At 39.1% G+C, this 20,576-nt stretch carries 15 protein-coding genes and 3 pseudogenes; 3 read left to right on the top strand and 15 right to left on the bottom strand.

The genetic code is table 11. The features are described 5' to 3' along the window. The 4 genes from ACH784_RS21755 to ACH784_RS21740 all read right to left on the bottom strand — a co-directional run bounded on the left by ACH784_RS21755 (position 1) and on the right by ACH784_RS21740 (position 8,074). Positions 1 to 1,230 carry an amino acid deaminase gene (locus ACH784_RS21755; RefSeq protein ID WP_404395974.1) on the bottom strand — a complete coding sequence of 410 codons (1,230 nt, stop codon included), beginning with the start codon at positions 1,228 to 1,230 and terminating at the stop codon, positions 1 to 3. A gap of 166 nt (positions 1,231 to 1,396) precedes the next feature. Next, positions 1,397 to 3,484 carry a basic secretory protein-like protein gene (locus ACH784_RS21750; protein ID WP_404395973.1) on the bottom strand — a complete coding sequence of 696 codons (2,088 nt, stop codon included), beginning with the start codon at positions 3,482 to 3,484 and terminating at the stop codon, positions 1,397 to 1,399. A 21-nt stretch (positions 3,485 to 3,505) separates the two neighbouring features. Beyond that, on the bottom strand, positions 3,506 to 6,337 hold the full coding sequence (locus tag ACH784_RS21745; protein ID WP_404395971.1) for a TonB-dependent receptor plug domain-containing protein: 2,832 nt from the start codon (positions 6,335 to 6,337) through the stop codon (positions 3,506 to 3,508). A 297-nt stretch (positions 6,338 to 6,634) separates the two neighbouring features. Further along, a complete protein-coding gene (locus tag ACH784_RS21740) occupies positions 6,635 to 8,074 on the bottom strand; it encodes a basic secretory protein-like protein (RefSeq protein WP_404395969.1) in 1,440 nt (479 codons plus the stop codon). A 373-nt stretch (positions 8,075 to 8,447) separates the two neighbouring features. Here ACH784_RS21740 and ACH784_RS21735 point away from each other — a divergent pair, with 373 nt between their 5' ends. Further along, a complete protein-coding gene (locus ACH784_RS21735; protein WP_404395968.1) occupies positions 8,448 to 10,043 on the top strand; it encodes an ATP-binding protein in 1,596 nt (531 codons plus the stop codon). A 279-nt stretch (positions 10,044 to 10,322) separates the two neighbouring features. Here ACH784_RS21735 and ACH784_RS21730 read toward each other — a convergent pair whose 3' ends face one another. Together ACH784_RS21730 and ACH784_RS21725 are read right to left on the bottom strand one after the other, a co-directional pair. Further along, positions 10,323 to 10,691: a hypothetical protein gene (locus tag ACH784_RS21730; protein WP_404395966.1), complete on the bottom strand. Its 369-nt coding sequence runs from the start codon at positions 10,689 to 10,691 to the stop codon at positions 10,323 to 10,325. Positions 10,692 to 10,739: 48 nt separating this feature from the next. Continuing rightward, positions 10,740 to 11,879 (bottom strand): hypothetical protein, encoded by a 1,140-nt coding sequence (locus ACH784_RS21725; protein ID WP_404395964.1) that lies wholly within the window; start codon positions 11,877 to 11,879, stop codon positions 10,740 to 10,742. 354 nt (positions 11,880 to 12,233) lie between these two features. Between ACH784_RS21725 and ACH784_RS21720 the strand changes: the two are divergent. After that, positions 12,234 to 12,788: pseudogene (locus ACH784_RS21720) on the top strand (transposase); the annotation flags it as partial. Between the two features lie 159 nt (positions 12,789 to 12,947). On the opposite strand, the gene ACH784_RS21715 reads toward ACH784_RS21720, so the two are convergent. From ACH784_RS21715 to ACH784_RS21690, 6 genes and pseudogenes are all read right to left on the bottom strand, one after another. Continuing rightward, entirely contained in the window at positions 12,948 to 13,580 is a 633-nt protein-coding gene (locus tag ACH784_RS21715; protein ID WP_404395962.1) for a LysE family translocator, read from the bottom strand. Continuing rightward, a complete protein-coding gene (locus tag ACH784_RS21710) occupies positions 13,570 to 14,310 on the bottom strand; it encodes a YqcI/YcgG family protein (RefSeq protein WP_404395960.1) in 741 nt (246 codons plus the stop codon). Before ACH784_RS21710 ends, ACH784_RS21715 begins: the two co-directional genes overlap by 11 nt. Positions 14,311 to 14,930: 620 nt before the next feature. Beyond that, positions 14,931 to 15,701, bottom strand: a pseudogene (locus ACH784_RS21705) (transposase). Between the two features lie 24 nt (positions 15,702 to 15,725). Then, on the bottom strand, positions 15,726 to 15,902 hold the full coding sequence (locus tag ACH784_RS21700; protein ID WP_404395959.1) for a transposase: 177 nt from the start codon (positions 15,900 to 15,902) through the stop codon (positions 15,726 to 15,728). A gap of 230 nt (positions 15,903 to 16,132) precedes the next feature. Further along, complete coding sequence (locus ACH784_RS21695) at positions 16,133 to 16,717, bottom strand: hypothetical protein (RefSeq protein WP_404395957.1); 585 nt, start codon at positions 16,715 to 16,717, stop codon at positions 16,133 to 16,135. Then, positions 16,707 to 16,970, bottom strand: a complete 264-nt coding sequence (locus ACH784_RS21690; RefSeq protein WP_404395955.1) for a hypothetical protein — start codon at positions 16,968 to 16,970, stop codon at positions 16,707 to 16,709. The genes ACH784_RS21695 and ACH784_RS21690 overlap by 11 nt, the downstream gene beginning before the upstream one ends. 213 nt (positions 16,971 to 17,183) lie before the next feature. Between ACH784_RS21690 and ACH784_RS21685 the strand changes: the two are divergent. Further along, positions 17,184 to 17,399 (top strand): annotated as a pseudogene (locus tag ACH784_RS21685) (IS110 family transposase); the annotation flags it as partial. 28 nt (positions 17,400 to 17,427) lie between these two features. Here the strand turns inward: ACH784_RS21685 and ACH784_RS21680 are convergent. From ACH784_RS21680 to ACH784_RS21670, 3 genes are all read right to left on the bottom strand, one after another. Then, on the bottom strand, positions 17,428 to 17,781 hold the full coding sequence (locus tag ACH784_RS21680) for a hypothetical protein (protein WP_404395953.1): 354 nt from the start codon (positions 17,779 to 17,781) through the stop codon (positions 17,428 to 17,430). Positions 17,782 to 17,804: 23 nt separating this feature from the next. Beyond that, positions 17,805 to 18,311 carry a hypothetical protein gene (locus ACH784_RS21675; protein ID WP_404395952.1) on the bottom strand — a complete coding sequence of 169 codons (507 nt, stop codon included), beginning with the start codon at positions 18,309 to 18,311 and terminating at the stop codon, positions 17,805 to 17,807. An 837-nt stretch (positions 18,312 to 19,148) separates the two neighbouring features. Beyond that, complete coding sequence (locus ACH784_RS21670) at positions 19,149 to 20,513, bottom strand: hypothetical protein (protein WP_404395950.1); 1,365 nt, start codon at positions 20,511 to 20,513, stop codon at positions 19,149 to 19,151. Positions 20,514 to 20,576 lie beyond the last annotated feature (63 nt).

Here is a 20,576-nt window from a genome sequence, read left to right as displayed (position 1 = left end):
TTAAAAATGGGTAGTAAAGGTTTTCGAAATGGTCCAATCTTGCTCAACCACCCCTATTTGACGCCACTTATCAAAGGTTAAACATGGATGAGAAGTTGAAAAACAGATCATATCGCCCACCGATAAGCTCACACCTTGTGGCACTCGCAACATGGCATGCTGATCCATAATCTTCTCTAATTTTAAGCTCGCTTCAGCCACTCTGAGCGTTTGTGTCGCTTTATTAAAAATCCATTCAGGCTGAGGTAAACCCGCATCAAATGCGGCATCCCGTTTACCAAGCCCGACAATAGCAAGGCCCTCTTCAGGCATAGACACCACATATGCCCAAAGATATAAACTAGAAATGAGATCGCCTCCAATATCGCAGGCAATCTGACTACGTGCCATCACGGTTTGTTGTGCATCTTGATAAATGCCCGTGTCGTGAATTAAGTAACAGCCTGGGCGGATCACCAAACGTAATGACCCTGATTCATTGTGAGAGGCGAGTGTTTTTGCCACTATGTCGTACCATGCTGAACCCGCGCCACTAATAATTGGCTGCTCACATGCAAACGCACCTTGCTGCTTTAATTGCAACGTAGTGTTAAGAATTGTCTCAACAAATTGAGTTACTTTTTGTTCTGCTTGCGCACCGCCAATGACACCTTCATAAAAAGCAAGACCACAGATCTGCAAACTAGAAAAACGCTGGCACTCGCCGACAAATTCATTAATTCGAGTTACATCTCGCCAACCACATCGGCCCGCTTCAACACCGATTTCTAATAAGATATTTAGCTTTACCTCAGCTTCATCAAAAAACTTGCCCAAAGCCTGCGCGTTTGCGATTGAATCTACAAAGCAATAAAACTCAATGTCTGTTGATTTCAGAAGGTGGGCGACTTGTTTAAAATGAAATGTACCTATCAGCTGGTTCGCTAAAATAATGCGTTTTACGCCAGCTTCATGAGCACAGAGTAATTGCGGGACAGTTGCCACTGTGATGGCCCACGCCCCATGCTCTAACTGTAAATTAAACAGCTCTGGTGCCATGGTGGTTTTACCATGTGGAGCAAGCAACACGTTATTTTTACGTGCAAACTCAGACATCCACCGTGCGTTTTGCGCAATCGCATCTTGTCTGATAACCGCAACGGGTAAACTCACTTCTTCTGCAAGTATATTCCAACCTTGCGATTTAAGTTGTTCAGGATCACCCGACCCCTTTAAAAACTCAGACATCATTTTGCAAACTCACAATCAACCGTTACTTTTTAACAAAAACAAAAACATTAAAAGTTACTTTCTAACATTGAAAATAAAATTGCAATAATTTTAGACAAAAAAAAGCAGGCCTTTCGGCCTGCTTTGACTCTCACATTAATAATCTAGGGAAACAATAGAGAAAATATTAATCTTGTGTCCAAACCGCGATTTCACCGATTTGCACTAATCTACCATTGTCACCGCCAATCCCCTCACCTTGTCGCTCATTTTTGAATGAGAAACGAACGTGTTGCACATCAACTGGCTTTTCAAGTTCGTAGGTGTAAGTCGTCACCAACTCTGGTAAGGCCGCAAATGTTTGCTCATCGATGAGTGTCCATGTTTCACCATCGTTTGAAGCAAAGACTTGCCAGCTCGTTGGGAAGCGAATTTCGTTGTCACTAGCTGTGGCAATCGAGTATTTCGCTACATTCACCGCTTGTGGTAACACAAAATCAGCATTCACTGTTTCAACTTCATTAATCGGTAAAATATCTGGAAGATATTCTGGTACCCACCAAGGCGCTTCGACAACCGCATTAAACTTCTTGCGAATATCGTTATCAGCTAGGGCTTCTGGACCTTCTCCCCAAATACCGATATGACTTGCATTGGTCGTCACGGTTACACCGTCAAACTGCACGGCATTATTAAAGCCCACAACCGGTGTCGGGTAAGGAGGGACTTTGCCAAGTGATTTAAGGTAAGTTTGGTATTCACCAACAACCTCTGTAAGACCACGATGTTCACCAAAGATATGCTTAAACGCAGCATCAAACGACCACTTAGGAAGCGCTTTCGCCGCCGCATTCAACGCTTTAATAAAGTCGATATTACGGTTCGTGTTCACCACCCACTCTAAGAAGAATGAAGTCTGGTTATAGGCATCTTTATTGATATCATCTAACCAATCAATGTTTGCTCGACCATGCTCATAGAAACCCGCTTCAATGCGGATAAAGTTAGCAAGTGCTTCTAGATAAGTATGGTAGTCGGTGCCTTCAATGTAATCGCCAGTGTTTGGTACATTGTTGTAACCATGGGTCAGCTCATGCCAAAGCACACCGATTATCTCGTCACGAATAGCTTGATCGCCTTTGCCTTCTAAATTAGCAATATGGTTAAGATCAAACATCAATTGCATTTGTTTGTCTGTGCCACCTTTTGCCGCCGGGAAATCATATTCATCGGTGATAAATTCAACCGATTCAAATACGTTAATTTCGGTGACATTGTTGAATAAACGCTTAGCGATCAACTCAGAAATTCGGTGAATTTCTGCTTCTAAGTCAGGCATAACTCGCTCAAGTACCGCTTGACCAGGATGCTCTGGTTTATTTTTGGTGAATGTCACTGTTGGCTGCGGGAAACCTGCCCAAGGACTCGCTGGGTCCCAAACGCGAATGTAATCAGTTTTAACTAGCTCAGATTCACCCTTGTCATTTTTAGCAACTAAAGTCACTGTTTTCGCGCCTAATTCGTTAAAACGAACAAGCGGTTTACGCTCAGTGCTAGTTGCAGGCGTGCCGCCTTCAAATGTCCATTGCCAACTGGTTGGATTAACTAATGAAGTATCTTCAAATACCACAAGTTCATCCACTTCAGGCGTTAAATTAGAAGCACCAAACGATACGATAGGCGCTTCTGCAATCACGAATAACTCAATTTCTGCAAGCTGAGTGATGTCAGCGCCATAGCTGTCGGTACCGCCGTGCTCTAAATCGAATTTAAAGTACTGATAAACTTCTTGTTCACCTTCAAGCTCGTACGCTTTTAACTCTGCTCGACCAGTAAAGGCTTCATTGGCACGAGAATCGATTTCAACCCATTCTTGCTTGTCGTTTGAGCCATATACCACCCAGTTTTTAGGGTCACGCTTAGGCTCATCGTTTGCAGAAACAAAATGGTATTTTTGCAAAGCAGCCGCTTTCGCCGCTTTGAAGATCACAGTGGCTTTTTTATCAAAGGCCAAGAATTTGCTGCTGTGATTACCGTCAATTAAATTGCCGACCTGCTCACCATCAGGAGACGTTACCCCTTCGGCCAATACAGCTTCGATTTCTGCACCTTTGTCTTGTGACATATTGCGAAGTGCACTTGACCCCGCAGCTTCCGTCACTTGCGTGCTTTGCTCTGCTTCGTTTTGTGTCGAGGTAAAGCCTGAGCCATCATTACAGCCAACCAGAATCGCCGATACCGACAACGCCAGCGCTGATAAAGTAAATTTATTCATGTTCGTTCCTTATTATTCTTGTTAGAACTCGTAAGTCATACGCAATACAAACTCGCGGCCAATGCTGTCGTAGTTACCACCTAGGTAGAACGGATAGTTACCCATGGTTTCGTCTTGCGGCGGCATCGCATTAAGCAGATTCTTCACAGAGAAAATCACACGGGTGTTGTCACCAATGAATTGACCGAAAGTTAGGTTATGACGGTACCAAGCTGGTAGCTTTTGACGCTCGCCATACACGCCAAGGTTCCACATTTCACCTCTGTACATGCTCAGCAATGAAATCGAGGTATCTTCTTTTTGCCAAGTTAAACTAAAGTTCGCGGTATCGTTGAAGTCGTAATTGTTCTGATCGTCTAAGATATCTTTAAGTGGATCAGCCGCTTCAATACGTTCTTTTTTCTTCAATACTTTGTTGTACTCGAACTTATAACGGAACGTTCCAAATTCAGTATCAAATAATCCTTGCACGCCTAGATCAATACCGCCGTCTTGAGTTTCTGAGGCATTGATATAACCTTGACGCACTGAGTGCGGCGTATAGGCATCACCAGCAATCGGGTTGCCTAGGCGATCTGTACCTTTACCATTTTCATCATAACGTTGAATACGCGCTTCGGTGTTTTTACACAGTTGTGAGTTTGGATCTTGAATGCCTTCGTTACATTCCCACATTGTTCCAAGAATACTACCTGCACTAAGAACTTTGATTTTGTCTTTAATCGTGATGTCATAAAAATCAACATTGAACGAAAGATTCTCAGAATATTCATACACAAAGCCTGCGGTAAACGAGTGGCCTGTTTCTTCTTTCAAAGTTGGATCGCCCGCAGATACCGTCTCGAAGCTCGCTTGCAATGAAGCCAATTGTGGGTTCGATAAATCGACGTTTTCACAGGTCGCTGTTAGCGCGTCGGTTGCATAACCTGATACTTCACCTTGAGCAGCTAGTACAGCACACGCATCGGCGGTGATACGGTCGTTGCCAGAGCCAAAGTTTCCAGAGAAACCCTGATAAACCGAAGACATACTCGGACCGCGGAACGTCGTACTATAAGCAGAGCGAAGTACTAAAGATTCAACTGGCGTGTATGTAAAACCAAGCTGATAAGTTGGCGCACCGCCTACATCGGTAATGTCGTCATAATGGTCGTAACGAACAGCGGCTTCTACATCAAACTGCTCAGTAACAGGAATTAAAAACTCCATTGCAGCAGCATAACGGTCACGTTCACCTTCAGTAATAACACCGGTCAAACCCACAAATTCTTTATTTAGAATACGCGCGTCTGGCGTTGCACGCGTGCCTTCATTCATCGCTTCAACATAAGCGGCAAATGACACAGGCCCTGCTGGTAATTCAAATAAGTCGCCTGTGATATCTGCTGTAAAAGTGTTATTGAACGAGTTACCGTCGTACGTTGCCCAATCAGCAATTTGCATTGCCGAGTCTGGTGTTAACGGCGCAAACCACATTTCGTAGTTAGGACGATAAACAGGCATGCCATTTACTTCACCGTATTGCTGGCCTTTAACCAAGCGGTTGCCTTCATTGGTGTGATGTAAATAACGGTCGTTGAAGTCATAGTTTGCACGGCTATAACCTACTGAATAGTAATAATCGCCAATCTCACCTTTAATACCCACGTTGAAAGACAGTGATGTGTCGTTATACGTACGACCTAAACCATCTTCGGTGTATTCTTCATCAGCAACCACTCGCCACATATACTTAACCGGTGCACCCAGCGTACCTTCTTGGTTTTCGATATCTGGATCCCAGAATGTACCGCCGTGAATTGACTCATGATGACCCCAGAAAAAGGTATTACGACGGCCTTTTTTCTCTTGGTCGATATAGAAGCCATTCGCAAATAAGCTGTGCTGATCGTTTAAGTGATATTCTGAGTTGATGTAAACACTAAACGCTTCTGATTGATTTCGAAGTAATTTATCGCTGGTTTCATCCCAACCACAACTTGCGCCATAACTATTGCGCTCAATAAAGTGCTGTACAGCGCGTGGATGCGGGTTTTGCTCAGAGTTACAATACTGCGCCGAATACTGGTTTTTGTACTCGGTATTGTCAGCCCAAACTGTGATTGAACGGTTTGTTTCGTGGTGTGCTTTTGGATCTGGATTGTCCCACACACTGTCATGATAAGGTCTGTCACCCGATAGCAAAGGATCAGTATGTTTATACTCTAGTGCATAATCAAATGTGAACTCGTCTTTTTGGAAGCCGCCTACAAAAGTTAAGCCTTTTTTCGCGCCCGTTCCATAAGTATCTTGGCCATAAAAAGCATCAACATAATGCGAATCTATGCCTTTTTTCGTGATGATATTAACAACACCCGCCATCGCATCTGAGCCATAAATCGCCGATGCACCACCCGTTTGAATATCAATGCGTTCAACCATGGCTGTTGGGATCATATCAAGGTTAACAAAGTTGGTTTGACCGCCGTAAGGCATTGGGTAGTAGGCTAAACGCTTTCCGTTTACTAGGATCAGAGTGTACTCTGGGCCTAAGCCTCGCAACTTTAGCTCTTTGGCACCTGGCGTGTAAGAGCCCGTTTCAACTTCACCTAAGATCTGACCATTGGCCGCAGTCACACTACTTAACGCTTCATAAACATTAGTGAAACCACTTCTCACCATATCTGCAGATGAAATCGTTTGAATATTTGTAACACCCTCAAGTTCAGTACGCTTAATACGTGAAGACGTAACTTCAATACGCTCAACTTTTTCTTCGACCTGATTTTGCTCTGCAGCAGTTGCAGAAGCAGATATCGACAAAGACACGGCCAGTGCCAACGGCGATAGCATTAAAATTTTGTTGTTATTCATCTTAGCCTCTAAGATTTATTTATTATGGAACGTTCCACTTTTTAAATAAAAAAATACTGAAGCGAATAGAATGAAACTCACAACAGCATGGAACGTTCCAATAATTGCGCATCATTTAATCATTGTCAACAATTTAGGTAATAAAAGTTCATCTAATTGTAACCGCGTGTTGCAATTTACTTAACAGAAAATGAGGTGTTAATTTGATGCTTTAAATTTGAATATATATTCAAATTTAAAGCATGGTCATTTCTGCCAAGGGGAAAGCAAAAATGACCATTTGAAAGACGGAGTGTATTATTTGCTAAGTTCAGCCTGATACTCTTGCCAAAGCTTTTCGAGCTTTTCGCCTGTCACATATTCAATGGCAGCAGCAAATGTCCAGTCAGGCAACTCAGTTGCCGTAGCATTAAATTGATGCTCAAACGCTTCATAGCGTTTACTCAACCAAGATAAGAAAAAGCCAGTATTTGTATAGCCAGCTAGCCAAGTATCTGATGGTTGAGGTTCACGCGTTTTATGGTAGCCCGCATTAATGCGAATTAAATCGGCAACCCCTTCAATAAACGCATGGGTCTCTTCTGGAGTGCCCGTCGCTGATTGTGGGAATAACTGATAGCCATGGGTCAGCTCATGCCAAAGTACACCAAGCAACTCGTAAGTGACTTGTTCATCTGGTTTATCGGCTAGTCTTTCAGTGATGTATTTACTGCTAAACGCAATTTCCATATTTGAATAATCACCCGCTCGGTAAGCTAGCGTATCCATCCATTTTAGTCTGAATGTAACCTGCTCAAACTCAGGTACTTCGGTGAAATTGTTATACAGCATAGGTACTAAATCACGGGTTACTTCATTAATCGCTTGTTCGATATTTGGCAGCAATTTAATCAGTCTTTTCGCACCCGCAGACTCAGTGTCTTCAAGCTTAACCACCACTTTTGGTAATTGTAGGCCCGCCCAAGGACGATTAACATCCATCACCTTAATGATATTTTTTTGAGTTACAACGTCGCTTCCCACGCTATTATTGGTTTTCAAGGTAACAGAGTAACTTCCTGGTTTATCAAAACTAACATGAGCATTTTGCCCATCACGCTTTATTTTTGCACCAGGAATGATCCACTCTACGTGATCAGGTTCATTTTCACTGGTATTGGTTAAAGTGATCACTTCATTCAATCGAATGATACGTTTATCGAGATCGAACGACGCTAGCGGTAAATCGGTTGCTGCAAACAAGCCTATGTCTGCCACTTGTAAATAACGATCGCCCCATTGCGTAGTACCTTGTTGCTTTAACTCAAAACGTACATGTTTTACCTCTTTGCTTTTAGTCAGCGTATAGGTCTTCGTCTGTGCTCTTGTGTCAAAGCCTTGCTCTGTTTGACTATCTAACAAGGTCCAGCTTTTGCCATCTAGTGAGCCTTTTACCTGCCAATGTTTTGGATCTCGCGCCGGCGCATCTCCCGCAGAGGTCAGTGAATACTGATGGATTTTAAATGCTTGATCAAAATCAACTTGTACCCAAGCCTCAGATTTATCAGATAAAAATTTACTGTGGATAGAGCTATCAAATAGCTGTTTGACTGACTCAGTTTCAACAAACGCAGGATGCTCAGCTTGAACTGTAAATGACTCTTTGTTAGTGATGTCATACAGCACGATATCTTTTGCAAAAGATGTCTGAGACATCATCGCGGTACATAAAAAGGCCAAACTTTTCATTTTAAACATAACTATGATCTTCAAGTTTCTAAATAAGACACACAATATTGGAACGTTCCATAAATGCAAGTGTTTTGCGTTATAAATAGGCTTTTATCTCGTAACCGTTTTACGAATCTTTAAGGAATAATTTAATCAAATAATTGAAAGTTAAGTTTTTATTAAGAAATTCTGAGCTATTCTTTTTTACTAGATTAATTTGCAGAATGTAGTGTGAAAGCTTTATCAAAAACTGCTCTGTATTAATTTAAAAGAGAAAACACACCACTTATCATTAGTCTGATTTAAAAAAGCAACCAAAAAGCATTGTTACAAATACCTTTGAAGTGCTTTATCTAAATGCTAATGTAAATGCAGAGCTCTTATCGCACGGAAACTCATTATGAAAAGCGCACCTATTCCAGAGAACGAAAAACTTCGTCTAATGACGCTTGATAGATATCAGGTGCTTGATACAGAAGCAGAGCAATGTTTTGACGACATCACAAAACTTGCTTCTGTGATTTGTAACACGCCGATATCACTAGTGAGTTTAGTCGATAGCAATCGACAGTGGTTTAAATCAAAAGTCGGACTTGATGCAGATGAAACCAGTCGTGAAATTGCTTTTTGTTCACACGCTATTTTGCAAGAGCAAGTGTTTGAAATCGAAGATGCCCAAAAAGATGAACGCTTCTTCGATAACCCCTTAGTCACAGACGGCCCAAAAATTCGTTTTTATGCAGGTGCCCCTCTTTGCGCTCCAAACGGACAAGCAATTGGTACCCTTTGTGCCATAAGTAACAAACCACAAACGCTCAATGACAAGCAGCGCCTCGCCTTGCAAACCCTTGCTAAGCAAGTTATCGCACAATTAGAACTAAGATTAAAAATACGACAACTTAAAGAGTCGAATAAAGCAAAAGATGAGTTTTTGTCGACGATTAGTCATGAGCTACGCACCCCATTAAATGCGATCACCGGATTCAGTGAGATTTTAAAACACGCACCAGAAGTCAAAGCGCTCCCCTCTGAACAAGTGTCATATATCGACAATATCGATTTCAGCAGTCAACAGCTACTTGAGATAGTCAATTCAGTACTCGACTTAGAAAAAATAAATGCCGGTAAAATGGAGCTAAAACCGCAACCTGTGGTACTCGACAAGCTATTTCAAAACATCATGAGCATGATGAATATAAAAGCGAAGCAAGGAAATATCGAGCTCAACTACGACATTGATCCGCACTTTAACAGCCGCTTTTTCGACTTAGACAAAACCAAGTTAACACAGATCATCGTTAATATTGTCGGTAATGCCGTTAAGTTCACTCCATCACACAAACAAATCAACATTCGCTTTTATCTCAACAAAAACAAGCTACATATCGAAGTTGCCGACCAAGGCATAGGTATAAGTAAAACCGATCAAGCTTTGTTGTTTGATAAATATAAACAAGTCGGTATGCAAAGAAAAGAAGGCACCGGTTTAGGCTTATGCATTACTAAAGGCCTAGTTGAATTAATGCGAGGTAAGATCCAGCTTTCAAGCACGCTAGGTAAAGGCACTTTAGTATCGGTTTCTTTGCCGATTGATGAATGTCAGGCCAGTTTAGAGTTGACTCAAGAACAGCCTACAAACCTTGAAAAACGTCATGTTTGCATCGTAGAAGACAACCCCTTAAATCAAATGCTGATAAAAGCGGTTATGTCTCAATTAAGTTGTCAATTTACCATTTTTGAGAGCGCTGAAACCCTATTTGAAAGATCGAGCCTTGAAAACTTTGACCTGTTTTTACTCGACATAAATCTACCAGGCATGTCAGGGTTAGAAGCATTGAAAGAATTAAAAGAGCAACAACTCACCCAACCAATCGTTGCTGTCACTGCAGATGTATTTCAAGAAAAAGAGCTTTATGCCAAGTTTGATGACGTAATCATCAAGCCCTACAAAAAGTCAGACATTGTTGAAATGCTTAATCGTATTTTTTCAGGTTAAACAGGCATTTAGTTATAAACACGTATCTTATTTTAGGTGTATTTTAGGTACGTGACAGTTAAATAATTTGAATAAGTGCAAACAACATTTTCTTGATTTACATAAAGCTGTTTAATGATTTTGATGATCCAAAATTGGGGTCTGCAAGAAAACCAAAATAGTAGTAATCATTTCATGGGCTTGGAAGTGATTGATATGTTGAATTCTATACTTAGAGTTGTGGAAGTTTGGGAAGCGCCAAAAGCTTAATTTATTAGCTATTGACGCGATGGTCTGTTGTTAAGTTTTAGGTACTTGATTTAACCGCCAAATCGTTTTGTTTTGGAAAGCGTATAAAGCTAAAACAAAATAAAATGTAAAAATCACTACTGTTGTAACTATGTCAAAGCCGTCTTTTTCGAACCAACCAATAAGCTCATCAATTATCCCTATCGCCAATAAATATTGCCAGAATGTTCTGTTAAGGAATCTGACACCTAAAGAATAAAATATACACCCACATAGAACTAAAGATGTAATCAAACTTCGAACTACTCCAATAGCATCAGGTGAGTTTATAAAAAACGAAATTTCAATATAGATATATGAATGAATTAAAAACCAAGGGGCCCAGAGCAACCTCAGTGATTTCCATTTTGTTATTTGCATCTTAACTTCCTTCGAAGGATAACGCTTAAATCAGGTGCGCCGTAGGCGTCACCTGGATTTACTTGTTAGGGCTTTGTTACGGATTTTCTCTATTAATCCAGAAAAATCTTCAATTGCGGCTTCAGCCATTGCTGCTGATGGCTCAGCAGCAGAATGAGCTATTTTGTGCCGTAGGTTATCCCTATGTTCTTTTACTGAAGACCACAGAGCATTATCTAACTCTGGTATCGTGAAGCCACAATAATCTTTCATTAACTTTTTGCATCTTTGCTCAAAACGCTGATTGTCGAACAATAACTGCTGCATTTCCTCTGAGGTTTTGCCAGATTCAACACCACCATTTTTTATTTGGATCGATATTTCTGCTTCTAGAGCAGAAGATGACTCGATGATAGCAGACCTGTATGCGCCTCTCTCAAACATATTCCATGCTCTTACAGTGAGCATTTTTATCTCATCAGCTCCTGCTGAAGAAGACAGCTTACTTTTGAACTCTTCAGTTTTTTCACTTTCTTGGGTAAACCAACTTCTTTTGAAGATAGGTGGCATTTTACCAACTAATGTTGAGTTTTCTAAAAGATTGCCATCAACATATGTGATTTGTAGAACCCCACCACATGTTGTTTCACATACATCATGTAACGATATTTCCTGTGCAAACCTGTCTTCAAAGACTACACAATAATGTTTGATAAAGTGATTACATAATTTAATGAAGTCATACCCAAACTCTTTATTGAATCTGGCTCTTGCGTAAATTTTCAGGATTTCAGCATCCAGTTGATTTTTGTCATTTGAGGAAATTAACCTTACAAGGTCGTTAGCTGCTTGTTCAATATCCTCTTTCTCGGTATCACCTTGCCTTGAAAGCTCTGTTTGTACTTTGCCACAAAATTCTGTGCTACTTAGGTCATCTCTATCTTTTGGGAAATCAACAAGATTTAGTGTTAAAACTGAACGCAATTTAATAACAGATGTATCAGCTTGGCTCTTTGAAAACTTAAATGCTTCTTCACGTGAGGCTAAAAGCACTACAGAAGGTATCGTTGCTCCCTCAGTTACAACTGCGTACAAATCATTGTTTAGATCAAGATGATAGTCATCACCTTCAAATCGCACTAAATACCTTCCATTTGAGATATTTAGCATGAATGGTAATTCCAAAATTTGAGAAAATAAGAATTTCATAGATACCTAAGGTAATGTATGGAGCCCTAACGCCTTACTAATGGGCGCATAAATGCTTAGCTAAAATCAGAGACGAAGGAGCGCAAGCCAAGCGTTTTGCGTCCATTTGAGTAACTTGTATGGATAATACACCCATCTTAATTATTCTTTTTATACCGATTTAAGGTGAGACCCAGGCTTTAGCTGCAACTAAAGCCTTCTTTTACAGTAGTTCGATTGAGCGATGGCTCCTCAATTGAGAGACCGATAACAAGAAAGAACGCTGTAAAAGACTCCAAGCACCACACTCGAATAGTCTACTGCTTCGTAGCAAGCGCGGCCGAGCCCGCATTACGCAAGCAAGAGTTAGCTTATATGAATACTAAAACAAATCAAAGCATTAACATCGGTGTCGATACCGGTAAATTTCAACTCGATATTTATATCCGACCTTTAGATATTTACTTCACTGTTTCTAACGATGAAAAAGGCATTAAAGAAGCCGTGATTAAGATTAAAAAACACAAACCTGAACGTGTTATTATCGAAGCCACAGGTAGATTAGAAATGCCATTCATTATGGCATGTGCTAAAGCAGGTTTGCCTTTTGTAATTGCTAACCCAGTTCATGTAAAACGCTTTGCTGGTGCAATTGGCCAACGCGCTAAAACGGACAAGCTCGACGCTAAACTTATTGCTCATTATGGTGAAGCTATTAAACCATCGTTATCTCAGTTAAAGCCAGAAACTATGCAGCTTATGAGCGATTTAGTAGCTCGCAGAAACCAGTTATTCGTCATGCAAACAATGGAGAAAAACCGTCTTCAAATATTGCCTAAAGAACTCGCTATGACAATAAAGCCTATCCTCACTACATTTAAAAATCAGATAAATAAAATAGAAAATAAAATCGTCAAATTAATCGAGTCACGGCGAAAAAAAAAAGACACTCAACTTTAATAATAAGTTTGCTGCGTTTTCACAAAGAAAACAATTCGTCTCTAACTCTGCCATACTATCAACAGGTTTTAAGCAAGCTCAATAAATCAAAAATTAAGCTTGCCTAAGTTCAAGTAAACGGTTTTTATGCTAAGCAAGTGCGCTAAACACTTCTGGTGCTGAAGTATCTAAAGCGTAACAGGCAATCAACAATAAGATTGACCCCGAGCATTTATTAATTTTATTTGCCGTACTTTCTTTAGATACTTTTGTGAAGAAAAAAGATAGTAAAAATAACAGTGCATAATCTAAAACTATCCAAATTGTTAGCAACACAAGCATTGAGGCCGTTTTATTGTCTGTGACATTAAAAAACGCAGGAAAGAAAGCGATAAAAAATAAGATATCTTTTGGGTTAGAGATACCAATTAAAAAACCACTTTTCAACCAAGATTTAGTTTTAGCCTGAGCTAAATCATTTTGAGATAAGCTAACCTTTGATTTGAGTATGTCTATAGAGAAATAGATAAGGTACAACGCACCAAAAAATGTTAAAAAACTGAGCGCTTGGTCGTTTGCTGAGAATATCCCATTGATCATTAAGAATGAGACAGAAATTAATATAATAGACGCTAAATTAGTGCCTATGATTGTTTTGACCCCCGCTGATATTCCACCGTTGACGCTACTATTGGCGACCAGTACCGCAACTGGTCCTGGAGTGCCTAAGAAAACCACGATTGAGCTTATGTATAATAAAATTAAAGTATAATCAATCAACATATTGTGTGTCCTTTCTTGAGATTTTTAGTGGGCAGTTTGTAACCCTTTGGTTGCTTTGTGGAAGTATGTATTGCTTCCATTCTTTATTATTTTTTTCAGAGAAAAAACCAAGCTCTTTGGGGTAAGTCTCTGTATTGTTATAAACAGGAATTTTGGCTCTAATTGCCTGACGCACTTTTTTGCCTTGTGCAGAGTTAGAAGGTGCAACAAGATCAAAAACTTCTCTGGGATTTATGACAAAGCAAATGCTATTACCTAGATTTCTAGTTTTTAGCTCAGTATAACCAGGTAAGCTCGCATTTATAAACAGCTGTACACCGTTAAAACAGAAGCACCAATTTGAATCATTAGGGTCAAGTGGAATATCTGTTGGCCATGGCATAGGATCTGAATAATGAATACTTTGTATGATTTCCCAAGCTTGCTTTTGTTGGTCCTCTAATTTTTTAGCGTCGATACCATCAAAAATAACAATTAAAGGTGAAAGTAACCTAGTTTTAGGTGCCGTTTGCCTAATAAAATTAGTGTACGAAATTAAAATATCTATTAGCTCTTCGTTACTGTTTCTCCTATCGTGATATCCCCATAAGATAGTTTTATCTTTGGCAGCCTTCCTGCTAAAGGTGCAGGGAAACCGTGGGTTCGATATCTTTCTTAAGATCTTATCTCTAGTCTCACTAAAATGTTGATTTGAACTCACGTCCTCAGTGAGTAAAATTCTTCCACTCATTTCATTTCCTTTTGTGAATACACAACCCCTTTGTGTATGTTTTATGTGTAAGAATATTAATGGTAAGTTAATAAAAATCAGTGGTTCAAGTGAATTTTAAGAGAGTTAATTTGATTTAATATATTGCCAACAACACGTTAGACTATAGTTCAATTATAGATACTCTGACTTTCAGGTATGGTATAAGATTTAAGTGAGCCACTTGTAAAATAGAGGCCATGATTGAAGTCGCATTAAGACGCTAGTAATTATGCGATACAGAGCTGTATATAGAGCACATACTTTAAAGGGTTTGGTCACCCTCTAACTTAGATTTTTTCTTACAATCATCTGTATGAAAAACATTCATACCAGAGTTGACTTTTTACACAATTAACACAAACAGGGCTGCTTTTAGCCTCAACCGATTAACATATAGAGAAAAAAGACACTCACTCTAATTAAGTAAAGCTTACTATATAATTACCAAGTTTTTCTGAAATTGATAAAGTGAATTCTTTTACATAAAAGAGTCAAGGGTAGAAAAACCACTATGACAAACATAATCAGATATTAACATGGAGGCTGACGGCTAGAATACCAGCTCGAAGTGTTAAGTTAACCTTATAAAATAGAACCCCCTAAGCCAACAGCCTTTGGCATTGGGATAAACTACTCCGCCGTTTTAATTGCACATGGTCACAATAACTCTGCAAAGACCTTTACCGACCTACAGCCCCTTTAAAGACTCGGGTAAATTGTGTTGTGAGTTTTAACCAATTCTCAGGACAAATATTGAGCCTAGTTAAAATAGGATGAGAAGAATCGATTGAGCCACGTTTGTCTGCCCGAATACACTTCCCTGTAAGTTCAACTAGTTGTAAATAATATTTAAATTCAAACGGCAGACCTTTTTGCATATACTTTCTGGGGTTCCCTGAAAATCGCAATAATGATTTGGGTTGCTTACCCTCTTTTGCTGATTCGATGCGTTTTTTAATGCTTGTGTGGTTTGATGTTTCAGGTGTTTTTGCCATTTTGGCGCGAATGGGGTTTAAATCTACATAGACCATACAAGCAGCAAGTGCTGCTTCATCCAAGAGAGCTTGTGATTTAAAGCGGCCTTCCCAGAACCTGACTTTACAACTATCTTCTTTATTGGCTTTGCGAGCTATGTGTTCATTAAGTACACGCATAAACCAACTAATATCCGATAGTCGCTGTCTAAATTCTTTAATTTCTGTTGCTAAAAAGAAATGTTGGCCCCTATCTAACTTTTCACCAGCTAAAAGTTTTTGATTAAGGAGTGTGCCCTTAAATAGCTTATGCCAGCGAATTGCCACCGCTTTATCGCTGAGTCTGGTTGCTTTTTTGTCATCTACATAAAGTACAAAATGCGTATGGTTACTCATAACCGCATAGGCACATACATCAATTCAAAACACCTTAGCTATTTGTTGAAGTTTGTCTTCAATCCACTGTCTGCGATGTTCATATGATTTACCTGTATGAGCGTCTTTACCACACAAATAAGCACGTCGAACACAGCGTGAAATACAATGATAGTACTTGGTATCTTGTAAACTCACCTGTCTTTTACGTGCTTTGGTCATTATCGTAAGCCTACTGTTTAAACTTAATTTAAAAGTAGTCTATGAATAAATCTTGGCCAATTTTAAAATGGGTCTCCTACTATTATCTCTAAAGTTGTTTATATTTAGTTCATGTAATCTCATCTTAAAGTCCTTTTTGAAACATACTCAAGCCTTTTAACACCGCAATAAGTGCCTAAAAGCGAGTCAAGCAAGCGTTTTTAGTCCATTCTAATTGTTTTGTTAGGTACTTATCGTTTGAGCTCATTTTTTAATTTGTTAGAAACAAGGTGCAACTGCTCTGAGTATCTGTTTAGGGTTTGTGCATCACCAGAAATAAGAGCAGTTTTTGTTTCATTGATTAAGTTTTCAAGCTCTATCTTGTATTCCACCAGAACTTTTGAAGCTGATTCTTCTTGGTTAATACCTAGCATATTTAGCTTTTCGCCGACAAATGGAATCTGCCTTACCTTATCCAAGGCTATATCTATTTTATCGAGATACTTAAAACTCAATGCCTGAGCGTCTGCTGTAATCTCACTCAGTTGCATGGACATATTCTGTACAGCCTCGATTGCTTCTTTATTGTCAGCTAAGGTCTGAGCCGCATTCCGAGTCTTCGTAACATTTACGTATAAAAAGAAGAATAAGCAAACAAGTGTCAGTATAGTCCCAAGACCAAACGTAAGCTCAGGTAACGTTTTAGTGAAACTGCTAAAAACAATAAGGCAGATACCAGTAAAACCAAAAGTAAGAGCAAAACCACCAATCCTATACAACTTAACTATTGAGTTCGAGAGCGTTTCACTCGATTTAAGTATATCGCTAATTGACATATGACCTCCTAACTAGATTTAGCTGGAATAATTGTTTTATACGGATATTTTTTATTAGAGATAAAAAAGCTTTGTATTGATCTTCCGCATGGTCTATTTGCTCATATGACATAGACAAATTTACACGTTCAGCTTGCAGCTTAAGCTTCAACTTTACTGGGACTAGATTTAATGCATTTATTGTCTCGTCTTGTGTTAAATTCTGTGGTGTGGCTCTATTCAAACCACTAGGTATTGTCTCTGTTAAACTCATGATATTCTCCTTTGTTAATTGAGTTGCTCCATACAACAAAACTGGATTAGATTTAATACATAGACACAATGACTCCCACACGGTGTTAGCCTACGCTTTTCGTGGGTTAGCTTAATTGAAAGCCAGAGCCATAATTAGTTTGTCAAATAACTAAACAGCAAAGGCTAATATGAATAAACATAGCATACTTTTTATCGCTCTTGATACACATAAAGAATTCAATGCAGTCGTCATCAAGTTAGGACCGTTTTATACATTGCTATAATGTCTGAGATTCAATCAAACCTCGTATTCAAATCTCAATATGAAAAGCGAGCTTCTGCCGGAAAACCCAAAAAACTAGTACTCATTGCCTGTGTTAGGAAGACGATTGTGATGTTAAATTCGATGCTTAGAGATGGTGTAATGTGGGAAGCGCCAAAAGTTTAAAATTAGTTATTGACGCCATAGTCTCTTGTTAGCTGCTGCTTTCTGAACCTGTAAGGTTTAACCCTGTAGCAGCTTCGATAGCTTTCCAAATTACGCCCACTAAGGCATTCCATACCTTTTCGATCGTTACCATCAGCAAACCACGAAGGGTTTTTGCGAAATTGAGAGCCATATCTTCGATGCTGTCTAAAAAGAACTCTCTAGTTTCGTCAGTGATTTGATCACTTGCTATACCTAGAGCCACTAACTCTGACTGTTGTGCAATAGCAGTTATTTGCCGTTCGGTAAAGCCTCTAAGGGTTGTTACATCCTTATTCAATATTCCGGTTGCAGCATCTTTCATGTCTTTGATCAATTGCGCGGTATCAATTAGGGTAGTCATCTATATATTCCTCCAAATCTATATTAACGCTCTAAAAAGCTTTCGTATGTTATGGCTTGATCTAAGTAGATTACTGCCTGACCTTTAAACGTGTTTACTTCAAACGCAGTTACGCCCTGTTTTTTATCTGTGTCTCGCATTTTGGTTATGGTTTCTGATATCTTTTCTAGTGCTTTCGCGCTCGGTGCATCTTCGCCTTCAAGAACTTCTACGTCCCTTGAACGCAGATATTCATTTACTTTTTCAGTGATCTTACTCTTTGGAATAGGTCGAGCTTTCGCTTGAATTGCTAAAGCATCAATACTTCCTATGATGGAGTTATATGTTTTTTCTCTTTTATCGTAATCGCTATTGCTTGTTCCTGAAGATGTAGAGGCAAAATGCTCCATCATTTTTTGGTTTACTGAAACCAAACCATCGACAATTGCTTTGTCATAATTTGGTGCTAGCGTTGTTGCACACGCGGAAAGAAAAACAGTAATAATAGCCACAAAGGCTAATCTTGTGTTTCGAACGGAGAGATAGTTCATCTCATTTTCTCCTTAGGTTGTGGTTGGAAAATTGCTTCCCAGCTAACGCCGTTGTAACCGGCAAAAAATAGTTGACTAAAATGTGAAGCGAAGCGTAACAGCCAACAGTTTTTTGTCCGCGTTGACGAACTTGTTATGCGTTGACACACAAACTTCAAACGCTACACCTACACTGATAAGTCAAATTTTAAATAAAAAACATTCACCAATCTCAAAATTGCAAAGAAACGTTCGACTGGTGACTGTTAATTCTGGTCACAGCTTAAATAGAAAGCAGAAAACCAAGACCAATTTAAAACTTAATTCTATTAATGTGCCGAAAAGCGATTTAAAAAAGCCTTAAAGTTAAGAGTTTAAAAACTGAAACTTACGTTTGCACATAACAGCTCTAACGAGGAGATACCTTTAATTCTTACAACATAAAATCAGATATCAACTCCACCAATAAAGTTAAAAATATATTAATAGATTGTAACGATCAACTTTTTAGTTCAATTAATGTACAATTTTTTCTAACTAAGCCTTGAGATAGTGCTCGAATTTCATCCAAGCAAAACCATTGCTTTTTTCCCGAGTCATGCCCCATGTAATTTAAGCTCTTAATTGCAAAACCCGTTCAAACAACAAACACTCATTCTTAGGTTTACTCAGGCTTAACCCTTAATAAGAAGTATTGGATTACAAATTTATACTTTTTAGAGTCGGGCGGGATGTACAATTGAATACGCGCATGAGTTGCAGCAACGTACGTTGTTCGTTCATACCAGCTATTGGGTATGAACGACTAAAGCTTAGATTTAAAAGGTGTATTAATAAAAGTTGTTAAGGTAAGTGCGGTTATTCAATTCTTTCTATTGCAATGATTTCTGAGCGATTCATGGTGATTTTATAGCGCTCTAATTGCTTATCGTCTTTACTATTTTCTGATGTATATTTCAGTACTAAATTGATTTGGTAGCGTCGCTCTACGCCTTGTCCTGAGACTTTTGTGCCGTCGTGGCTATAAAGTTTGCCAGCCCCTTTTTTCAAATAACGTGCAAATGAGCTTAAGTTAAATGTTATGCGCTGCTGTATCTCTTCATAGCCCGGAATAAACTCCTGTAACTTAACCTCATTTTTACTACTAAAATGGAGCAAGGTTGCAGCCTGCTTATTTTGTTGACGGCGTTTTTGCAACAATGCATCTACGTCTTCAGGGAGTTCTTTGCTGCGAATTAGCTCAAACCAAATGGTTTGTTTTGCGACGACTTTGTCATCTACAGAGTTTTTAAAGATGTTTCGCCATTTGGGTCTGCCATGTTGAATTTTCCGCCAAGCCCATTGCGTTATTTCATCTTTAAACGTTTCTCGCAAGCCGTAAATTACGCCTAATAAAGCAATAAGTGCGATGGTGATTTCTTGAAAGTTTGAGCGGGCATTTAAAACCAAATACATCACAAATGCCATGATCACACCGGTAACTAAACCTCTCACCAAGCGTTTAAGATTTAAGTTTAAGTCCTGAGTCTTTTTGTTAAATACAACGCCATGCTCAATTAATCGCTGTAATAGTCGCATCTTATTGGTGATCCTATTTGGATCGTCCAATGTCACTTGTGAATTGTAATTATGCTTCTCGCGATATTCGGTTTCTTCTTTACAAAATGCCAGAATTTGGTTGCGCTCACTACTAAACTCACTTGATTTAGGCCCTCGAGCTAGTAACTTCAAAAATGCCTGTTCACTGTGCCAACTAAGATAATTGTCAGCATTTTGAAAATATGGCTTTAAAGTCGATTCTGGGGGCTTATATCTTCGCAGTTTTTTTAATAATTTCTGGGCTTGTAACACTAATTCGCAAGCAACTGGATAAAATTCATCAGCTTGCTTTAACTTTAAAGTGGCTTTTATATCGGCATCTAACGCGATACGAATTTGGTAAGAATATAAGTTTAGATTAACGCGATAATCACTCTTTTCACCTTTTTTCTGACTGATATAACGGCTGCGAACTAAAGGTAAATGTAATTGTTCAGAGTAATAGGCGCAGTGGTTTTTTATATGTGCATTAAAGAAATCCAATTCATTAAAAGTATCTTTATTAATGCCCATATCTGTAGGAATTGAAAAATAAAGGTCGAGTTGACTGACTTCTTTGGGTAATAACTGGGTAACTAGCTTAAAAGACAAACTTTCGTCTGGGCTTAATTTGGTCTTATTCATATAAAAACGGGCCCTCTTGTTACCTCACACAATACATCAGCTAATGTATCATAAATTACTGAT

Source organism: Pseudoalteromonas phenolica (assembly GCF_044788725.1).
In the GTDB taxonomy this organism is placed as follows: domain Bacteria; phylum Pseudomonadota; class Gammaproteobacteria; order Enterobacterales; family Alteromonadaceae; genus Pseudoalteromonas; species Pseudoalteromonas phenolica_C.
The sequence above is the reverse complement of the archived record's forward strand: the minus strand, read 5'-3'. Positions and strand labels throughout refer to the sequence as shown.